Consider the following 19,109-nt stretch of genomic DNA (forward strand, 5'->3'; position numbering starts at 1 on the left):
GGCGCCGCGACAACGGCGTCGGCCGCCGCGGGCGCTGCAACGGCCGCCGCCTCTGCAGGCGCCTCAACGGTAGCCTCGGCAGCGGGGGGCGTCTCCACCACAGGTGCCGCTGCCTCCTGAGCCTGTGCCGACGCTGCGGCAAGTCCAAGTGACAGCAGCCAGAGCGGCGGCAGGCGGCGCACGGATGCAGTGCAGCGGGCAGCGGCGTGCCGGGTATTCGAGGGAACGATTCGCATGTGGTGTCCTTACGAGTGGGTTTCCATGTCGGCGCCACAGGGCGCCACGCGTCGTACGTAAAGCGCCTGCGGGCACTCTGCCCGCCGGCATCAGGTGCTACAGGGATCGAGAGCGCTGCTCCTGCTCGCGGGCGAGCGCGGCCGCGGGGTCCTGCTGGGCGACACTGGCGGCCAACTGCTGGCTGCTCTGTGCCAGCGGCTGCTGTGCCGCCTGTTCGCGCTCGACCGAAGCGCGCAGCATGGCCGGGTCACCCAGCGCGCCCTGCACGGCAAACAACGTGCGGCCGTCGTTGCCAGCCAGGAGATGATCGATGCGCGACATCCCCGCCTTCTGCGCGCTCAGCGCCAGTGCGCCGGCAGCATTGTCCAGTTCCTGCACGCTGCGCAGACCGCTTTGTGGTCCCATCTGCTGCAGATGGTGGCGGGCGCCTTGGAACAGGGCATGCCCCGGCGCGCCAGGCTGCGACATGTCGCGCACGGTGGCCTGCTGGGCCGGCGCCCCGACTTCGCCCCGCTCCAGCCGCGCCATCACATCAGGCGTCAGCTTCTGCTGCCACACCTCGAATCGCTGCTGGCGGGCCTCGATGCCGTTCAGGCCACCATTGATCGCGCGCGTCGCTTCGCGCACGTCCTCGCGCGCCGCTTCCGGCACCCGCGTCTGCCACTGCCACACGGCAATGCGGCCTGCGTGCTCGGGCTGCGCGGCCAGTTCCGGGTGATTCACCAGGTCCAGATCCAGCGCCTTGCCGGCACGCTCGTAATTCTCCTTGCCGACCAGAGGCAGATAGCCGCGGCCGTGATACTTCAGCGCATCGCCAGGCGCGTCATTGCCCATACGCCCGCCATACATCAGTTCGGCCAGGTTCTCCGGCCGCCCACGCAGCGCCTCCTGGCGCGCGCTCTCAAGCGCACCATTGCCATTGCGCCACGCCGCTTCCACCGGGATCTGCGAGATACCCCGGGTGAAGTTGAAACTTTCATTGAGCCGGCTCAGGCCACGGGACTCGTGCCCGGCCTGCGCCATGAAGTTGGCCAGTTCCCGGGACGAGGTCATGCCGGCCTCCGTGGCCTGCCGCAACAGCTGCGACTCCCTATCCTGCGACACGGTGAAACTCCTGCTCGATCATCGTTGGATACTCCCGCCTCCTCACCGGCATGGCACTCAGGGCAAGCTGACGTCGGCGACGACGGACGGATCGAAATCCTCGAACCGCACCCGGCCAAGTTCGGCGGCCGAGAAGTCACGCGTATGGGTGGCCTCGGTCTCGGTGTCGACCACCTTGCGCTGCACGCCATGCACCCAGCACGCCTGCTCGGCAGGTGCATACCGGAACGTGTAGACGCTGCTCCAGCGTTCGCGACTGCCGCCGTTGGTGATCACACTGAACGCACCATCCTCGATGGTCACGTACGCGAAGGGATCGCCGGCAATGCCTCCCCGGGTGGAACACGGCACCAGCTTGTCGTTGCGCGCCGCCAACTGCCATCGACCCGTGGCGTCGCCCAGCAGCAGCAACAGCACCCGGTTGGGACCGTGCTCGCCGGGCAGCAAGCCCTCCGGAGGAGGTTGGTCGATCACCAGCAGCTGGTCCTGGAAACCATTGCCGGTCAGATCACCGCGCACGGCTTCCAGCAGGTTCGCGCCGGACGGAACGAACGCCAAGGCATTGTCCATGTGTACGCCACTCCCCTTCTCCATCCCCTGCAACTCCTTCAATCCCGTCCTGCCAGTTCCCGAGCGGAGGCCGGAAACGGGGCGATGCCTCGCACGTGCCCTGCGGCCGCCATGGCGGATGATAGCCCCGAGCCCACGGCAACCGCGATGGTGGCAAGCGTCATCCGCAACGCGGCGGGTCAGAGTCCTCATGGACGGGAAAGCTCCTGCGTTCGATGGCACCTGTGCGTCGGGATTTTGACGCACACGCAGCTTACTTCGAGGAGGCGGCGCTCGTCGAAGGGGGCTTGGAATGAAAAGCGCACTTGATCACATAAAAAGCGCGGTTAACGTGAATGGTGGCTTATCCGACAATCAGACACGCGGTGGATGGCACCGCAGGTATGACTCGCATTCCCACATACGGTCTGGTCCGGCCGGGGCGATGTTGCACGGAAGGTCTGCGTCGCCTATGCGGATGGGTACTGGATCCTGCACGCGCCTTGTATCCGCGCGTCGTGGCCAGCAATCGCGATCAGCGCAACTGCTGGGCGCATGCGGCCCCCTGTGTGGCGTAGTCGCGGACGTAGCCGTCCGTCGCCAGCACCGTGATATCGCATCGATTGTTCACGTCACTGACGACATGCCCATGAGCATTCAACCCCTGCACACGCTCGCCACGATGCAGGTACAACGTGCGCAAACCATCGGCCCCATGCTCCACACGATCCGGTGGGCCCCACTTCCGCACGAATTCCTGCTCTGTCTTGCCGATCCACAGGTCCATGAGATTGTTGCGACCCACTCGGTTCGCTGCGCGACGCGACTCATCCAAAGCCCTGCTGGTTTCATTCTGGCCGCGCGCCACAGTCGCTTCAAGGCTACGCACAGTCCGATCCATTTCAGCGTCGGTCAGCCGATAGGTGAATGCTGGGCGTTTGCCGTCCTTCCACAGGCTGGCCCAGATGAAATCCACAGGCGATTGCCCGGCGTCACCGATGGAAAGGAAGCCACGCTTCATCATTTCCGCCGGCACCTTGGCCTTGGGATCAGGCCCCACGAGACAGGCAAAACGCACCAGTTGCACCTGCCAAGGAGCAATCGCCTCGGTTCGCGGTTCGAACTTATCCGGAGGGTCGTTCTCCATTGGCCGATCGCGCCACTGGATCAGACTCGTCCTGATGGCCACGGTGTTCCGTGAGCAGTTCACCCAGTACTTTCTGACCAATCGATTCGGTTTGGTCGCGTTCTCGTAGACGGTATCGACCTGGATCTCGTACACCGGCTCCGGCCCAGCAACGGGCTCACCGGGCTTTGGCGGCTTCCTGCGGCGCAACTGCTTCAGGTACGCGTTCTGCTCTGCCGGCGTGGCACGCTGAAGAAAACCGCCCAGATCCGAGCGGTCGGCGAGCGTTTGCGTATCGACCACCCATGCCTCGCGGTTCGGCGTTTCGCCACCGGTGAAGATGACCCAGCTATCAGTGGCTTGTGCCAGCGAAGCGAACAGCAGTCCGCCAATCAGCAAGGCAACACGGCCTGGATTCTGCATGATTCGTTCCTTCCAATGGCGCGAAGACTTGCGGCATCGCGGGTGGCGCCTAATAGCTCGACCTGGCGCGTCGCCTCGAGCGACGCCAACCCTCAGCACAATGCCGAATGGCATCCATGATGCGAAGACAAAGGGAGCGCGACGGCTTCGCCACGCCTGCAAGGCAAAGCATGCACGACCAAACTCAGAAGCTGTGAAATTCAGGCAGTGAGCACTCCGAGTAGGCCACGGCACAAGCGCCCCCCTGTGCATCCGTACACTTCTCTTTTGCCAGCGCTATGGCAGTTGATTTATCCACCGCGGAAGTGATTGATCCTTTGCCCCGGCTAGAGGACGGGACGACATACGCCACGCACTGATTGTAGTAACTAATGGCCACACGGCAGTCCTTTGCCCCTTCCGCTTGGCACCTCGTAATCGCTTGTCGCTCCGCGTCCAGCTTTGAGGGCTGTCCCGTGCTTGTACCAACGAGCGTAGAACTACCGGATTCAGCAATCGCTCCCCACCGCGTCACCCACTCGCCTGTGGGCGCTGCAGGCACATCTACGGACGCACCCGAAGATGCATCTGGAATTGGGGCACAACCCTCAACCCCCTGTCCGATCAGCACGGGCTCGGCGAGGCTCACACCAGATTCGACATCGGCAACGCCGCTGCCGAACCCTAGGGCTTGAGCCAATCTTCCGTAGCTATTGCCAATCAGCGAGATGGGATTTTGATGCAGTTGACCACGCCAGGACCAGCACCACAATGAACCCGAGCATGTAAACTCATCATCCTAGACACTCAAAAACAACCGCATCTTCACCTGGCAGACGTGCGCTTAAAACTCACGAAAAACGGGTTTTGAGCATTCCGAATAGGCGATCACACAGCTACCGCCACCAGTATCTCTGCAACTGCGAAGTGCGTTGGCCCTCACAGTATCAATGTCCACTGCAGTATTCACGGAGCCCCGACCTTTGCCTGTCGATGGAGCGGAATATGCGACACATTGATTGTAATAGCTCACAGTAGTCCTGCAGTCCCTCGCCCCTTCCGCCGCGCATTTTCTAATTGCGTCGGATTCAGCGGCGTCCTTACTCCTCTTGTTTGCCGAGGTTCCAACCAAATTCGAAGTCGGAGATTCCGCGACGGCCCCCCAAGTTGTGAGCCACTCCCCGGTCGGAACCGGCGGGGAGTCCACAGTCCCCGAAGCGGCACCGGAAGACGCGCCAGGTATTGGCGCACACCCTTGCACACCCTGTCCTCCGATAGGATAAAACCCTGAAGGACAACTCCCTCCTTCAGAGTAGGCTGAGAATGGAACAAGGAATGTCAGAGCGAAAGCCAGAAAGCCACGATTTAATCGCATTGGAATACCCCACAAACTGATTCAGACATTTACTGCGGGAGCATTGCCACGCTGCCCGGCCTGCGCGGGTGCATCCGTTGCACCGCTAAATCGTGGCATCGAGCTCTGAGCTGGCGTCTCGAACGCCTGGTTGTTGCTGGGAGCATTGGGCTTATACGAGGAGCCGCCAGTAGAGCCGGGCGGCTGCCCTTGAGGGCCCGGCTGTGCAGCGGGCGAGCCGCCAATCTGCGAATAGGCCATGAAGCTACCCAGCGTGCCCTGGAAGAACATTGCGGCCATCGGCGGCGACGTAAGAATCAACGTCGTCAGAATCAGACCCATGCCGCCCTGCTGCATCGCCTGGCTGGTCATGCCGTCGCTGGAGGCGCCTTCGAGTAGGAACTTGTTGACCGACGCAGTCGATCAGAGCGCTGCCGAGACACCATGTACAGCGCGATTGAGATCATCGATGCCAGTCAGGAAGAAGATCGCCATTATGGGCGCTGCAGCCAGCGCCACCATCGGGATGTCAACTATCGATGCGTCAAAACGCTTCGAATTTTGGCTCTGTGCAGGCTGAGTAAACAACATCACAGCCACGTCCGCCGCGGGAATCGCACAATTTAGTAGCTACGCCTTTGGCAAGCTCTTCCGTAGCTGCACTGCCAAAGCTAGTCCCAGGGGTTCCAGAGCTAGGAACAGCCGCCGCAGCGCACTGATTCTTGTAGGTAAACGAAACTCGGCAATCACGCGCCCCTGAGCTAGCACATTCAGAAACTGCATTCTTCGCGGCGTCTGATTTCTTAACCTCACCAGTGACTGTTCCCGAGGCGCCGGTAGAAGAAGTTGCAATCGCTCCCCATGTCTTTATCCAACGGCCGGTGGCACGCGGTCCTTCCGCAGCTCCGCCGCCACCAGCAGGGATTGGAGCGCAGCCTGGAGCGCGGCTGTCCCCTATTGGATACTGGCCAGGCGGACATCTGCCCTCCGCGCTCACTTCTCCTGAGAGTGCAAAGGCTACACAGACCAAGACAGGCACCATCAGTGAAATTTTGTATGAAATAGGCATCAGCACCTCTTAATTTGAGACTAAAACTAATACTAAAAATCACTTATTCCTCGCCGCACCAAGGTGATCCGGCGCGAGCCCTGGATTAGGAGATGAGCCTTGCGACGACGAACTCCTTACCATCTGATTCGTTTCAACGGTACTGCTCTGAGCCTCAGTCTTGGCAGGCGCTGCCGGCGTATACGAACCCGGCGGCTGGCCCTGTGGACCCGGCTGGCCCGCTGCCGATCCACCGATCTGGGAGTATGGCGCGAAACCACCCAAGGTCCCCTGGAAGAACATGGCCGCCATTGGGGGCGCAGTCAGAATCAGGGTCGTGAGGATCAGGCCCATGCCGCCCTGCTGCATCGCCTGGCTGGTCATGCCGTCGCTGGAGGCGCCTTCGAGCAGGAACTTGTTGACCAAGGCGGTGGACCAGAACGCGGTCGAGACACGGATAACCATGTCCAGCGCGATCGATACCATCGCTGCCAGTACCGCCATCGAGAACATCGTGCCGATGCCATAGAACAGCCATCGCTGGAACAGCTGCTTGGTCTGGTCGAACAGCAGACACAGAATGAACAAGGGACCCAGGCCGATGAACAGCGCCAGCGCGACCTCGTAGAGCAGCAACATCGCACCAGCGGTGACCGCCGGGCCGCCCGTGCCCAGGCCGATGAACCACAGCGCCCGGGTCTTGTCCGCCTGCAACCCTGGATCATTCAGGATCTTGATGCCATCAATGCTCGACAGCGCCACCTGCATCCACGCCAGGCTCTTGTCGATCTGGTCTTCCGGCTGCTGGTCCTTGCCGGTCACCACGTGGGTGATCAGGCCTTTGACGTCCTCGTTGAGGAATTTCTGCAGGTTGCTGCCGAACATCGCCATGCTGGTGGCAACGCTCACAATCAACGCCGCGCGCGCCATATTGGTCACCAGCACCATCATGGAGTCGCGGCTGCGGCCGGTGACGATCCGGAAGCCCTGGATCAGTACCCACAGCGTCATCAGCACCAGGGCAATGCCACCGACCCAGGACATCATGCGCCCCATCAGGTCGATGCCGTAGTCACTGATCCTGTCGCGCAGGTAATCCATGATCAGCTTGAAGAAGACGAAATCGCCGATCGACTGGACACGCACAGCGTAGCCCAGCAGATCCTGCAATCCGCCTGAGAAATCAAAGTTGGCCAGCCACCTGATCGTCATTTCCACAATCCCTTGGTAATTCCGTTACTGCATGAAATGCCGCATTGCTTTGCAGCGCATGTCTACGTATTAGCGGCCTGCAATCACTTGACGCTGAGCGCGGCCTTCAGTGCGGTGGTCTTGACCATGTCGCTGATCAGCTGCTTGGTCGGGTCCCCCTTCAATGCGGCCTGCGCCACCACCTTCTGGTTGGCCTCCATGACCTCGATATAGGCATCATAGGATTTCATCCGTGCTTCCCAGCTCTGGGCAAGTGCGGCAATGTCATTGGCGGTGCGGAGCGATTCGCTGTCGGCACCCTGCACGGTGCCCTGATCGTTGTTGGTCAAGCGGATCTTGAGGATGCGGGTCAAGGAGTTGTTGATGCGCGGAACGGTCTGGGTCAGGAAATCGATCGCGTCGTTGTACTTGCGGTTCTGCATCATCCGGATGTTGACGCAGATCTGCATCTGCTGCTCCTTCACATCCGCCTGCGGATTGAACACGAACACCTTGAAGGCGGACTCCAGGCTGAAGTCCAGCGCCTTGCCGCAGGTTTCGGCAACCAGATAGTTCGGTGCCACCGGCACCAGCGGCGCGCTGTCGGGCATGCCGAAGCTGTTCACCGCCGCCTGCACCTGGATCAGCGCCTGGCGATACTGCTCCAGCGTGCGGATCCAGCGGGTGTTCTGCTCGACGTACTCGGCCGCGTCCTGCGCTTTGGCCGCGTAGACGGTCGCCTCGGTCTTGTAGGTGTTGATCTGATTGAGCAGGTGCTGGATGAGGCTGGTACCGGTCTCCTGCACGGGAATCCAGGCGCTGACATTGCCGGTGCCGAGCGCCATCATGGCTGCCACGGTCATCGCTGCAAGACGGGGCGCGCGGCGGCGGGGCGAGGAAGCTTGCTTGGTATTGTTCATATCAGTCTCCATTGATCGGAACTCGTAGTCTTCGGGCAGGCCGTCTCGCGGATCAGGTAACAGTGTCGCGCGCTGCGACAGCCGCCTTGCCCGAGCCCTTTCGATTCTTGTAGAAATCTTCAAGCCACTGTTCCGGCGTCAGCTCATCCACCGTCACCCGTGCGCGTACCGCAGCTGTCTGCAATACCCGATGCATGATGTCGATGTTGTCAGTGGACGCCGAGATCACCGACAGAATGTCATCCATGCCGCGCAGGTTGAGCTGGCACACGCTGGACGCGTGACCCTGCTTGACCAGGAAGCAGCGCGAGCGCTCGTCCAGGGCGGTAACCACCCTGAACTCGGCCTCGGTCAGCTTCAGGCCGTCCATGTAATCGCTCTTGCTGGCATTCGGGTTCGGCAGCAGGATCAGCGTGGCGGTCTGTTCGATCAGCGCGGCGGAGATATCGCTCTTCAGCGCGTCCTCCGGGCTCTGCGTCGCGAAGATGCCCAGACCGTTCTGCTTACGGATGGTCTTCTGCTTGTTCTTCGCGAATTCCTTCAGGCCACCCTCGCCGTCCAGGATCTTCCAGAATTCGTCCATCACGTAGATCAGCGGACGACCATCGATCAGCGACTCCAGGCGGTGCAGCAGGTAATTGATGACCGGCACGCGCACTTCGGGATTGTCGATGATGTCGGTGTAGTCGAAGCCGATGATATTGGCCTTGCTCAGGTCGACGGTATCCACCGGATTGTCGAACACCCAGCCCAGCGAATTGCCCGAGGTCCAGCGGCGCATGCGCGCGTAGAGGCCATCGTCACCCATGTTGGGCAGGCTCTTCTGGAAGTTGGTCATGCTGCGCAGGTGCATCGGTGTATCGAGCATGCTCTCTACAGCGCGATAGATATCCTCTTCCTCGCGGGCGCTGTACTCACGCTTGCCGGCCAGGACCTTGATCAGGTCGGCCAGGAACTGCACGTTGGCTTCATTGTTCTCGCACTGGAACGGGTTGAAGCCGGTCGGCGCACCGTTCTCCAGGGCCAGATAGTTGCCACCGCAGGCACGGACGAAGATCTCCGCACCACGGTCCTTGTCGAAGAAGAAGATGGTCGGTGACGGCTCGTACTTCTGAACCTGGCTGAGCAGGAAGTTGATCAGCGCGGTCTTACCGGTACCGGACTTACCAATCACCATGGTATTGGCGATCGCCTTCTCGCCCAGCGAGTTCTCTGACGGATGGGTCGCGTGGAAATTGAAGTAGTACGGCTGGCCGTTGGTGGTCTGCAGCGTGGTGACGCAATCGCCCCACGGGTTGTTGTGCTGCTTGCCGGTCGCGAAGTTATGCAGCGGCGACAGGCCCAGGAAGTTCAGCGAGCTGACATTGGCCAGGCGGGTGCGGTAGCGCCAGTTGGCCGGCAGCTGGGAGTAGAAAGACGAGGTGACGGCCAGATCTTCCTTGGTCGACACAAAACCGGCATTGGACAGCTCGGCGCGCGTCGTGGCCACGTTCTGCGACAGCTTGGCCTGGCTGTCGCCGTAGACTGCCATGATGAAGTGATACTCGCCGAGCACGAAATTACCCGACGAGAGCTGATCCATCGCCTGGTCCAGCTCGACGATCTGGCTGACTGCCTTGTCGCCGGAGGAGATCATCATGCCCTTGGTGCGGTCGAGCACCTTGAGCGCGTCCTGACGCCCCATCGGGCTGAACGAATGGGTGATGACGTACTCGTAGTCCAGGTACTTCAGGCCGTTGAGGATGCCCGGGTAAGTTCCCTCGGCATACTCCTTGATGTTCAGGATGGCGCCGAAGTGGTTGGCACCATTGGGGGTATTGATGACGAAGTCACCGGTCTTGGACGAGAACATGTGCCGGCTGACCGGCAGGTAGTCCTTGATTGGTGCCGACAGCACCGGGACCGGCTCGTCAATGCGATTGATCAGGTAGCCGAACAGCTCCAGCGTTTCCGAGAACACCACGCCATTCTTGGCCTCATACATGCCCAGGCGATACGGCGCGTAGTCGCGGATCACGGCCTCGACGTTGCCGGCCAGTTCCATCAGCTTTTCGACTGCCTGCTCCTGCTCCGCGCGCAGCTTGTCCACGTTCGCCGACTTCTCGACGAAGCGCTTACCCGCCACCACGGGGCGATAGATCATGGTCAGGTACAGTTCGTTCTGCATGATGCGCTGCGAGGACAGCATGCCCATGTACTGGTCGGACACGTCCTGGTTGAAGCGCTGCTTGTAGTTGCTCTTGCCCTTCAGCGTGCGGCGACGACGGATGTCATGCACCCAGAACGCCACGTTCACGAAGTCGGGAGCACGCAGCGTCTGCAGCAGGCGGTTGAACGTGTTGTGGCGATGCTCCAGCTCCCACTCCTCACGGCCGACGAACGGCAGCCCTTCCAGATGCCAGGTCAGCAGGTAGTCGCCGCCCGTGGTCTTGACCACGTTCGGGGCGACGTGCGACGACAATGGAATGAACTCGCTGATGGAGGTGTCTGGGCTGAACATACGACTGCTTCCAAAGAGGTACTGCCAAGAAGTTTCAACAGACCCGACGGGCGCTTGCGCCCGCCGGGCCGGATCCGGACCTCAATCCATTCGGGCCGGCTTGTCGCGGTAATGGTTGGGGTTGAACACCCACATGCCATCGTGTTCCTGCACGTTGCGGACTTTCAGCTTGAACATCAGGCGCAGGCCCAACAGGCGGAAGATCATTTCGTCACGCTTGGCCATCTGCCGCATGATGAAGACCGCCACCGGGATGGTGAGCAGGAACCAGAAGTTCGTGTACATGCTGAGCAGCAGCAACCCACCTGCCACCATGAAGAATGGCAGGTAGGGCACGCCCAGGAACATGGCCGGGCGCGTGCAGCCGCGGAACACGACGTTCTTATGCACTGTAGTACTGGATCGCGTTGTTGATCAGGTAGTAGGTGGTGCCGGTGCCGCCGCCGCACTTGCCATCACTGCCTTCGCCCAGCAGCATGCGCGCGATCTGGCCGGCGGCACCGATCAGCACGCCACCGATCAGGATCGGCGCGACGTCAGCGATGCGCTTGTGTGCGAAGGCGATCTGGTAGCCGGCGAAGATCACCGCGATGGTCACCACGGCGATCGAAGCCATGTTCAGCAGGCCGTTGATGTTGGAGAAGAAGCCGCAGACCTTCTTGTCGGTACCGCCGAAGTCGGGACTGGTGGCGAACACCTGCGGGGCGAACAGTGCGCCAACGAAGATCGTGGCCATCAGCAGGGTCTTCAGCGTGCGCTGGGCCTGGACGAGGTCGAGATTGGATCGCTTCATGGATTGATTTCCTTGTTGATGGACTAACACAACTGAATCGGCCAGCCGGGGGACTGGCCGCACCACGACTTCGTCAGAACACGAAGGCCGCATCCCCTGCGGGAATCTGTTGCACCGGTGCGGCCTGCACCGGCGCGTTGTACGAATTGTCGGTACCGGCCACAGGCTGGTTACGCTCGCTCCAGGGGCGCAACATCACCGGCCCTTCGTTGCCGGCGCCAGCCGCGCCCGGCAATTGCTGCGGCATGGCCATCGCCTGTGCGGGGCCTTGCTGTGGCAGCTGCTGCGGCATGCCGCCGGCCTGCTGCTGCGGATAGGCGCCCGCCTGGGCCGGCTGCGCCTGCGGCTGCATCATCCGATCCACCGAACCCAGCACCACCTTGGACAGCGCCTGGTCAGCGATGTTCAGCAGGCTGCCCCGCGCCATCGCACCGGTGGAGGGATACACGACATACGCGCGTGCCGGATCTTCCGACGGCACGTACACCGGGCCATTGGATTGAGCAACGATGCGCGCCTGCGCCGGAGAGGCCAGCTGCGGATGATGCTCGACCTTCACGCTGCGGCGTTCACCGCGGCTCACCACGTCGATCGGCGCAACACCATTGCTGGCAACCTGCTGGCCGCGGCGGATCGAGTCGTAGATCTTCTGCACGTAGCCGTGACGGAAGCCGGTTTCGAAGTTGCCCGAGTAGTAACAGCTGAACGACTTGCCCCAGTCACCACCGGAGCGCTTGTAGCACTCGGCGAGGATGCGCGAACCGGCCTGCAGGTTCGGGCACTGCTGGAAGGCCTTCTCGTAGGAATCCAGCCCGTATTTGCCCAGGTTGTAGCGATTGACCTGGGCCAGCCCGATCGAGAAGTTGTAGCCCTTCTCTTCCAGCATGCGCACCGTCGCCAGCGCTTCATCCAAGGCCTTGGGCTGGCGCACCAGTGCACCGCCGACCACGCCGATGGCGTAGGGATTGCGCGACGATTCGACATTGATGACGTGCTGCATCACATCCATCGATACGGCCATCTCCGGGCACGCCATCATTTCCAGTCCTGGCAGCATCCCTCAGCCCTCCTGCCCCTGGGCACGCCCAGGATTGAAGTCGATGCCGGTGATGTAGCGCGAGCCGGCATGCGCCTTGATATGCACGACGATATCGATCGTCATCATCAACAGCCGCTTGATCACGTTGAACTCCAGGCCCGAACCCTCGGCTGACGCCTTCACCATCAGTGCCAGCTGGTCCCAGGTCTGCTCCGGGCTGCCTGCATGGCAGCTGGTGATCGAGCCCGGGTGGCCAGACGCGCAGTTGCGGATGAAGTAGAACGCTTCGTCACCGCGCAGCTCGGCCAGGATGATGCGCTCGGGCTTCATGCGCAGGCAGGCTTCCATGCAGCTCTTGGCCGTGACATTGCTGGTGCTCTGCCCGCCCTTGGAATACAGCAGGTGCACGACATTGGGCTGGGTCAGGAACAGCTCGCGTGCGTCCTCGATGGTGACCAGGCGCTCGTTGTCCGGGATATGGTTGACCAGCGCCTTCATGAAGGTGGTCTTGCCGCTACCGGTCGCACCGGATACCACGATGTTCTTGCGGTACATCACCGCACGCCGGAAGAACTCGGCGTACTCGCGCGAATGGCGCAGCTCCAGCAGCTCGCGATCCTGCTCGCTGATGCTGCCATCACTCTCCAGGATCTGGTTGAAGAAGCCATCTTCGTGATACTGGCTGAGCGACTTGGTGTGCTTGGACGGCAGACGGATGGTGATCGACACCTTGCCTGCATCACATGCCGGCGGAATCACGAACTGCGCACGCTGGCCGGTGGGGAACGTGAGCGACACGACCGGATCGGCATCGGTGATGCGCTGGCCGGTGTTGCTCTCGTTCACCACCGCCGTGCAGAACTGCCGGGCCCGCTCGAAGGTCAGGCTCGGCACGTCCACCCGCTGCCACCCCGCCCGGGTTTCCAGGTACAGCTCACCGGGACGGTTGATGCAGATTTCCGTCACTTCCGGAGAGGTCATGTACTCGGCGATGCCCAGCACTTCGTACTGATAGCGCAGGAAATCGCTGGAGACGAGGGCGAGGGGTGACACTTCGGCGTCCATGATCGTTCGTTGGGTTACCGGCGGGGGTGCAGCACGTTGGTGAAGTCGACGTCCTTTGCAACGTAGACGTTCACGATCGTGCCCTGGTTGATGGTGACGGTCGGCGGACGACGGTTGCTGCTGAGAGCCTCATTGGCCAGGCGCTCCATCGTGCGTGCGGTCGCACTCTCATAGGGCGACTGCACCGTCATGCCGTTGTTGGCGATGGTGGTCGTCTCCGGACCGTGTTCGGCGGCCGCGTACTTGAAGGCGTCGGAAATCAGGCTGATCATCAGCGCCGAGGCGATACGGCTGCCCCAGTGCGCGCTGTACTGGCCCGGATGACCGGCGCCGCCCAGCTGATCCACGCCCGGGCTGGACATCGCAACGTCGATGCCATTGGGGGTGGTGATGCGATCCCAGATCACTTCCACGCGCTTGCCCATCGGACCGCCGCCGTAGGCGCCATAGATCTTGGAGCCCTTCGGCAGCAGCAGGTTGCGGCCGTTGATCGAGTACACCGGCTCGGTCAGCAGGCACGAGGTATAGCCGGCGAGGTCAGTGATGATGCGGGTTTCCAGCACGCAACGCAGGTAGGTGCCGCGCACCAGCAGTGCATCGGGACTTTGGATGTAGGTTGCGCTGGAGACATCCTCGACGTCCGGTCCGCGACGGACCTTTGCCGGCGCCGCCTGATTGTTGGGCAGCTGGGCCAGCATGGTACGGGTGTACTCATCCATGCCGCGGCCGCCATTGCCCCCGTTGCCATCCTGTCCATCACCACCACCCACCCCGCTCCCGGAGCCGATGCGGCGGTCCAGCAAAGTCGGGCCACGGTCCATCTCGCGGGCCGAATCGGACTGGGGAACGAACAGCGGGGTGGAATCCAGCGGCGGCGGCGGTAGCGGCGGCGTCATCGGAATCGGATCAACCGGTTGCATGGCCTGGGAGGGCACCGGACTCGTCTGCACGGCGTCCGGCAGCGTCGGCGTAGACACGCGCGCAACGTCCGGCACCTTCTGCACGGCATTCTTGTCATCCTGCCCCTTGCGGAACAGCAGGAAACCCATGGCCACCAGCAGCACCACGATGCCGCCCAGGAACAGCAGCGCCTTGCGGTTCAACCGCTGCTCTTCGGCAGAGCGCAGCTGCGGCGCGGCCGCATCCAGATCCGGCGCAGGCTCGGCCTGGGTCGTGCCGAAGTAGGGATTCGACGGCGCGTCCGCGGCACCCTGTGCGCCGTACGGGCTCTGGCTCTCGTCGCGTCCGTTGTTCGGGTCGTTTCCGGGAGTGTTCTGCTGGCTCATTTCTTCACGTTCCTTCGCAGGCCGACGACGAAGTCGCCGTGGCGGATGACCAGGTACGGGTGCGTCCCGTGCACGATCAGCGTATTGCCTTCAACCGTGGTGTTGACCACGAAGTCTTCACCGTATTCCGTTTCACGACCGAACACCGCCGGGAAGATGCCGGTCTTGTACTCCGGCGAATTCGGCAGTTTCAGGTAGGTGAAACGACCATCGTCGTAGGCGTTGACCGGGATCAGCCACCCCATCTTCTTCGCCTTGCTGGTCGAATAGGAGTAGTTGAAGTTGTACTGCCGGTCCTTGGCCAGTTCCGAGCTCAACAACGGCTTGGCCTCTTCTTCGACCGCTTCCTGGGCGACGCCGAACACCGTGTCATTGGGATAGACGAAGGCGATCTTGTACTGCACGCCCGCGCGGCGGGCCTGCTCCAGCTGGCGCCAGTCGGTGGCCACCACCTTCAGTTCGAAGATGTAGGAATGGGTCTCGGTGCGCACCATCATGTTGGTGTCGACGTCGACGTTCTTCGGCTTGAGGTAGAACACGTTCTCGCGGCGGGTCAGTTCCCAGCCGCTGCTGAAGCCGGTGCTGTAGTCGAGGATCTTCTCGTTCGGGCTCAACTCGATCTGGGTGGTCAGACCCAGGCCGGTTCGAACCGGATAGATGCGGTCCTTCTCGTACTCGTAGTGGTCAACCGCCTGCGCCATCGCCGCTGCTGAGAACAGCAACGACAACATCGACAGCAGCGCCAGCGCGCTTCCCCTGATATTTCGACTACTCATCGGTTGCTTGCTCCATCAGCAGTTCCGGTGGAATTGTTCTGCGCCGGCCTCATGGCCGGCTGTCCGGGCATGGCCTGCCCCGGCATTGCTTGCCCCTGCACCGGCTGACCCGGCATCGGTTGGCCCTGTACAGGCTGTCCCGGCATTGCCTGGCCCGGTACCTGACCGTTGGCTGGCACCGCGACCGGCTGGCCGGTGGCCGGGTCGATCATGGTGGCTGCGGCCGGATTGTTGGGATCGTAGGCGCCCTGCCCCTGCTGCGCCGCCTGAGCGGCCTGCTGCGCCTGCGCCTGCATGGCGCCGTCATCCGGTACCGGCACACCACGCGAGTAGTCGTTGTCGACGCGGTACTCGGTGACCTGGAACGCCAGGGGGTTGAGGATGCGATCCTGCTCGGACAACGCCAGGTTCTGGTTGTACTCGAAGCGCATCGTCACCAGCTGGTTGTCCAGGTAGGTAGAGACGCCGGTGCGCTTGTCCAGCAGGCTGCGCTGGATGCGCACCGAAGCGCCGCGGAAGCTGCCGTTCGGCTCGGCCCCCAGTGGCGTGATGCTGAGGATCTTGACCCGGATGGCGCGCTCGCGACCGTACATCACGAACGGGTTCTGCGGATTGTTGCCGGCATAGCGGACACGCATGGACTGCGCCACCGGATCGGTGGACATCACGAACACCAGTTCCCAGTCACGCAGGCCCATCACCGCCGAGTCATACGATTCGCGCGCGAGCACGTACTGGGCGACGTTGCTGCGATTGATCGCTTCGTTGGTGGTGATCGTCTCGCCCTGGAAGGTGCCACTCAGGCGCGCGACGGTCGCAGTACCCGTGTAGGCATCGGCCATCACCAGGAACGGCACCTTCTCCTTCAGCGGCAGCATGTAGTAGTAGCCGCCCGCCAGGGCGAGCGACATCAACAACGAGCCCGTGGCGACCCACCACGCGCGCCGCTCGCTGCGGCGCGCCATGTCGGCCACGGTGATCTCGTAGCTGACCGCCTTGGCGACCGACTGCTCGACCTTGGGACTATTGCCGGGATCCTTCTTGCGGAACATGGATTCTTCCGTACTGCTGAAACATCAATGGGCGTGGCACCCCTGCGACAGGCGCGGGGAGCGGCACGTTCGATGATTTCGAGGTGGACTCAGGTGCCGCTGTTGGAATCAGCGCCCTGCGCCGACGCGGTCGGCGTCGAGCCAGCGCTCTGCACAACGATCTGGTTGCCAACAATGGAGACGGAGATGCCCTGCGCCGCATAGGCTGCGGTCAGATCGATCACGGCCTGCTGTGCGTTGGTGGTGTCGATGTTCGAGACCGCGCCATACAGGGTGAAATCCGAGCTGAGGCGGTAGTCCAGCGTGCGCCCGGAATCCTTGGCCCAACGCTCGAGCATGGCTTTGAGCGTGCCATCCATCGGCGAGGCCTGGTAGACGTAGCTGGAGTACAGCGGAATTTCGGTCGTCGTCGCAGCAAAGCGGTTGACCGGCTTCCAGCGGCCTCCGAAATCCGGAGCGGACTTGGTGGCGCAACCGGCCACCATCAGCGCCGCCACTGCGGCGATGGACATTTTCGCGATAAACGCCTGATTCATACGGGCTTCACTTTGACGTACGAAAAAGCAGTCCCGAGCATTGGTCCCCTGGTCGTCCGGCGCTGCATCGCGCACGCCGGAATCGGAGGGACACGCTGTGTGCAGCGCACCCACTCCGGCTCCCCTGCAGCCCAAAGGCTGCCAACCAGGTCGCGGGGCCATCGGCGCAGCCGACAACACATCCGCATACCTCACCAACGTCGAAACCATCCTTGTTTCCATGGCACAAACTCCTGGCCACCCTGCTGCTACATCTTCGACATCCAGCACACACTTCTGGACGACATGCACAGGGTCGCACAACCACGCGTCAATTCCATGTCAGACAAGTCTGAAAATCCATGAACAAATGCCAAATTCTTGACCAAAATCACGAATTCACATTCTTAACTTCGAATCAAATTCACAAATTAAGCGTCGTGAATTAGACGTTCAGCATCGGAACGTCCACCTTCGGCAGCAGCCTCGAAGTGAAGTAGCGGTCCTTGTAGTAGCGGATCTTGTCGCACTTCACCGGATGCGGTATGCCCTCATACAGGAACACCTCCATGTCCGGCCCCATTGCCTTCAGCTCCTGCGGCAGCATCAGCGCGCGCCGTTCCTCGGTGAAGTTGTGGGTCTTCTCGCGGGCATGGGTGACGTTCTTCTTGCGCACCGTGGTGTAGCCCAGCATGTCCGAATAGTCATTGGCATCCTGTTGCTCACGCGGCGCGTACAGGATCTGCAGGGCATGGTTGGTGATGATGGTGCGTGACACTTCCCGGCCGTAGGTGGCGTCGAGCTGGGACATGCTCTGGATGATCGGCAGCAGGCGGATGTTGTAGCCAGCCATGTACGACACCGCCGAGGCGATGATCTCCACTTTGCCGATCGAGGTGAATTCGTCCATCAGCAGCAGGCACTGGTACTTCAGGTCCGGGTTGGACTTGGGCAGTTCCTTGGTGTTGAGGTTGATCAGCTGGCTGAAGAACAGGTTGATGATCAGCCGGCTCTCGGCCAGCTTGTTCGGCTGGATGCCGATATAGATGGTCATCTTCTTCTTGCGGACATCGGTCAGCAGGAAGTCGTTGCAGCTGGTGGCCTTGTCCAGCACCGGATTGATCCAGGGATTGAGCGGTTCCTTGAAGGTGCCCAGGATCGAGGCGAAGGTCTCATCGGCCTGGGACAGCATGTTGGCGAACGCCGAACGGGCGTTGGCGCTGAGGAACGGCCGCTCCGACAGGGTCTTGAGGTACTTCTTCAGGTCGGTGCCGTCGCCGGAGGACAGACGGTACACCGCACCGAGCGTGGGGGTGCCGGCGCCGCCCGGGAAACCGCTGCTGCGCTCGTCGCCCCAGTTCTCGAACAGGTACAGGGTGAAGGCCATGAACGCGTTGCGCGCCTGGCTGACCCAGAATTTCTGGTCCTCGGCCCCGTCCGGATACAGCATCGCGGCGATGCTCATCAGGTCCGAGACGCGGAAGGCCGGATCATCGGAGACGTAGCTGAGCGGGTTCCAGCGGTGCGTGCGCCGGTCCTCGGCGAAGGGATTGAACAGGTAGATTTCCTGGCCCTGGCTGGCGCGCCAGCCACTGGTCAGGTCGAAGTTCTCCTGCTTGATGTCCAGCACCACCAGCGATTCGCCGTACTCCAGCAGGTTCGGGATGACCACGCCCACGCCCTTGCCCGAGCGGGTCGGCGCGGCCAGGATCACGAACTGCTGGCCATCCAGGCGCACCAGCTTGCCGCCATGGCTGCCGACCACGATGCTCTGGCCGGTCTTCTTGAACATGCCGTGCTTGGCCAGGTCGGCGCCGGTGGCGAAGCGCGCATCGCCGTGCAGCGAGCGCTTTTCCTTCTTCAGCATCAGCACCAGGCCGGCCACCAGCAGCACCAGCAGGGGCAGGCCGAAGCCCACGTAGCCAGCCCATTTGATCTTGCCCACGAAGGGCGCGACCTGCGGTTGGCCGATGGCGTGGACGTACTGGTAGTAGGTGTTCCAGGTGAACAGCTGGGTGTCCAGCCCCAGGAACAGCAGGGTCAGATAGCCGGAAAACACGAAACCGAGCAGCAGGGTCGCCAGCGTGATGATGGCGATGAGCAGATACTTCTTACTGGGCAACACCCGAATCCTCCATGATGCGCACGCGGC

The 19,109-nt window shown here is 62.0% G+C and carries 19 protein-coding genes and 1 pseudogene; all 20 read right to left on the minus strand.

Features of this window, described 5'->3' with window-relative positions; all coding sequences use genetic code 11:
• Nucleotides 1-236: pseudogene (locus ABGA94_RS19920) on the minus strand (hypothetical protein); the annotation flags it as partial.
• 97 nt (nt 237-333) lie between these two features.
• The gene (locus tag ABGA94_RS19925; RefSeq protein WP_005417198.1) at nt 334-1,341 is read right to left on the minus strand and encodes an XVIPCD domain-containing protein; all 1,008 of its coding nucleotides are present in this window, start codon (nt 1,339-1,341) and stop codon (nt 334-336) included.
• Nucleotides 1,342-1,398: 57 nt separating this feature from the next.
• Nucleotides 1,399-1,935, minus strand: a complete 537-nt coding sequence (locus tag ABGA94_RS19930; RefSeq protein WP_072168087.1) for a hypothetical protein — start codon at nt 1,933-1,935, stop codon at nt 1,399-1,401.
• A gap of 490 nt (nt 1,936-2,425) precedes the next feature.
• Entirely contained in the window at nt 2,426-3,439 is a 1,014-nt protein-coding gene (locus ABGA94_RS19935; protein WP_065178529.1) for a hypothetical protein, read from the minus strand.
• Nucleotides 3,440-3,623: 184 nt separating this feature from the next.
• Complete coding sequence (locus ABGA94_RS19940) at nt 3,624-4,067, minus strand: DUF4189 domain-containing protein (RefSeq protein WP_196769396.1); 444 nt, start codon at nt 4,065-4,067, stop codon at nt 3,624-3,626.
• A gap of 195 nt (nt 4,068-4,262) precedes the next feature.
• Complete coding sequence (locus ABGA94_RS19945; RefSeq protein ID WP_081280890.1) at nt 4,263-4,793, minus strand: DUF4189 domain-containing protein; 531 nt, start codon at nt 4,791-4,793, stop codon at nt 4,263-4,265.
• Between the two features lie 21 nt (nt 4,794-4,814).
• Nucleotides 4,815-5,144 carry a hypothetical protein gene (locus ABGA94_RS19950; RefSeq protein ID WP_375367974.1) on the minus strand — a complete coding sequence of 110 codons (330 nt, stop codon included), beginning with the start codon at nt 5,142-5,144 and terminating at the stop codon, nt 4,815-4,817.
• A gap of 172 nt (nt 5,145-5,316) precedes the next feature.
• On the minus strand, nt 5,317-5,841 hold the full coding sequence (locus tag ABGA94_RS19955; protein WP_080342795.1) for a DUF4189 domain-containing protein: 525 nt from the start codon (nt 5,839-5,841) through the stop codon (nt 5,317-5,319).
• Between the two features lie 39 nt (nt 5,842-5,880).
• The gene (locus ABGA94_RS19960; RefSeq protein WP_230548534.1) at nt 5,881-7,032 is read right to left on the minus strand and encodes a type IV secretion system protein; all 1,152 of its coding nucleotides are present in this window, start codon (nt 7,030-7,032) and stop codon (nt 5,881-5,883) included.
• An 83-nt stretch (nt 7,033-7,115) separates the two neighbouring features.
• Nucleotides 7,116-7,931 (minus strand): hypothetical protein, encoded by an 816-nt coding sequence (locus ABGA94_RS19965; protein WP_053091844.1) that lies wholly within the window; start codon nt 7,929-7,931, stop codon nt 7,116-7,118.
• A gap of 52 nt (nt 7,932-7,983) precedes the next feature.
• Nucleotides 7,984-10,431, minus strand: a complete 2,448-nt coding sequence (locus tag ABGA94_RS19970; RefSeq protein WP_111127292.1) for a VirB4 family type IV secretion/conjugal transfer ATPase — start codon at nt 10,429-10,431, stop codon at nt 7,984-7,986.
• An 81-nt stretch (nt 10,432-10,512) separates the two neighbouring features.
• Complete coding sequence (locus ABGA94_RS19975) at nt 10,513-10,821, minus strand: type IV secretion system protein VirB3 (protein ID WP_019660289.1); 309 nt, start codon at nt 10,819-10,821, stop codon at nt 10,513-10,515.
• A complete protein-coding gene (locus ABGA94_RS19980; protein WP_069139858.1) occupies nt 10,814-11,224 on the minus strand; it encodes a TrbC/VirB2 family protein in 411 nt (136 codons plus the stop codon). Before ABGA94_RS19980 ends, ABGA94_RS19975 begins: the two co-directional genes overlap by 8 nt.
• A 73-nt stretch (nt 11,225-11,297) precedes the next feature.
• On the minus strand, nt 11,298-12,281 hold the full coding sequence (locus tag ABGA94_RS19985) for a lytic transglycosylase domain-containing protein (protein WP_005417231.1): 984 nt from the start codon (nt 12,279-12,281) through the stop codon (nt 11,298-11,300).
• A 3-nt stretch (nt 12,282-12,284) separates the two neighbouring features.
• On the minus strand, nt 12,285-13,328 hold the full coding sequence (gene virB11, locus ABGA94_RS19990; RefSeq protein WP_049415061.1) for a P-type DNA transfer ATPase VirB11: 1,044 nt from the start codon (nt 13,326-13,328) through the stop codon (nt 12,285-12,287).
• A 14-nt stretch (nt 13,329-13,342) separates the two neighbouring features.
• A complete protein-coding gene (locus tag ABGA94_RS19995; RefSeq protein ID WP_069139857.1) occupies nt 13,343-14,614 on the minus strand; it encodes a TrbI/VirB10 family protein in 1,272 nt (423 codons plus the stop codon).
• The gene (locus ABGA94_RS20000) at nt 14,611-15,390 is read right to left on the minus strand and encodes a TrbG/VirB9 family P-type conjugative transfer protein (protein ID WP_014037652.1); all 780 of its coding nucleotides are present in this window, start codon (nt 15,388-15,390) and stop codon (nt 14,611-14,613) included. The genes ABGA94_RS19995 and ABGA94_RS20000 overlap by 4 nt, the downstream gene beginning before the upstream one ends.
• On the minus strand, nt 15,387-16,442 hold the full coding sequence (locus tag ABGA94_RS20005; protein WP_111127294.1) for a virB8 family protein: 1,056 nt from the start codon (nt 16,440-16,442) through the stop codon (nt 15,387-15,389). The genes ABGA94_RS20000 and ABGA94_RS20005 overlap by 4 nt, the downstream gene beginning before the upstream one ends.
• An 89-nt stretch (nt 16,443-16,531) precedes the next feature.
• Nucleotides 16,532-16,978, minus strand: coding sequence for a hypothetical protein (locus tag ABGA94_RS20010; protein ID WP_032954281.1), 447 nt, complete (start codon nt 16,976-16,978; stop codon nt 16,532-16,534).
• A gap of 424 nt (nt 16,979-17,402) precedes the next feature.
• Entirely contained in the window at nt 17,403-19,082 is a 1,680-nt protein-coding gene (locus ABGA94_RS20015) for a type IV secretory system conjugative DNA transfer family protein (protein ID WP_375367975.1), read from the minus strand.
• Between the last annotated feature and the right edge of the window lie 27 nt (nt 19,083-19,109).

It is taken from the genome of Stenotrophomonas sp. 3diitr2024 (assembly GCF_042136455.1).
In the GTDB taxonomy this organism is placed as follows: domain Bacteria; phylum Pseudomonadota; class Gammaproteobacteria; order Xanthomonadales; family Xanthomonadaceae; genus Stenotrophomonas; species Stenotrophomonas sepilia.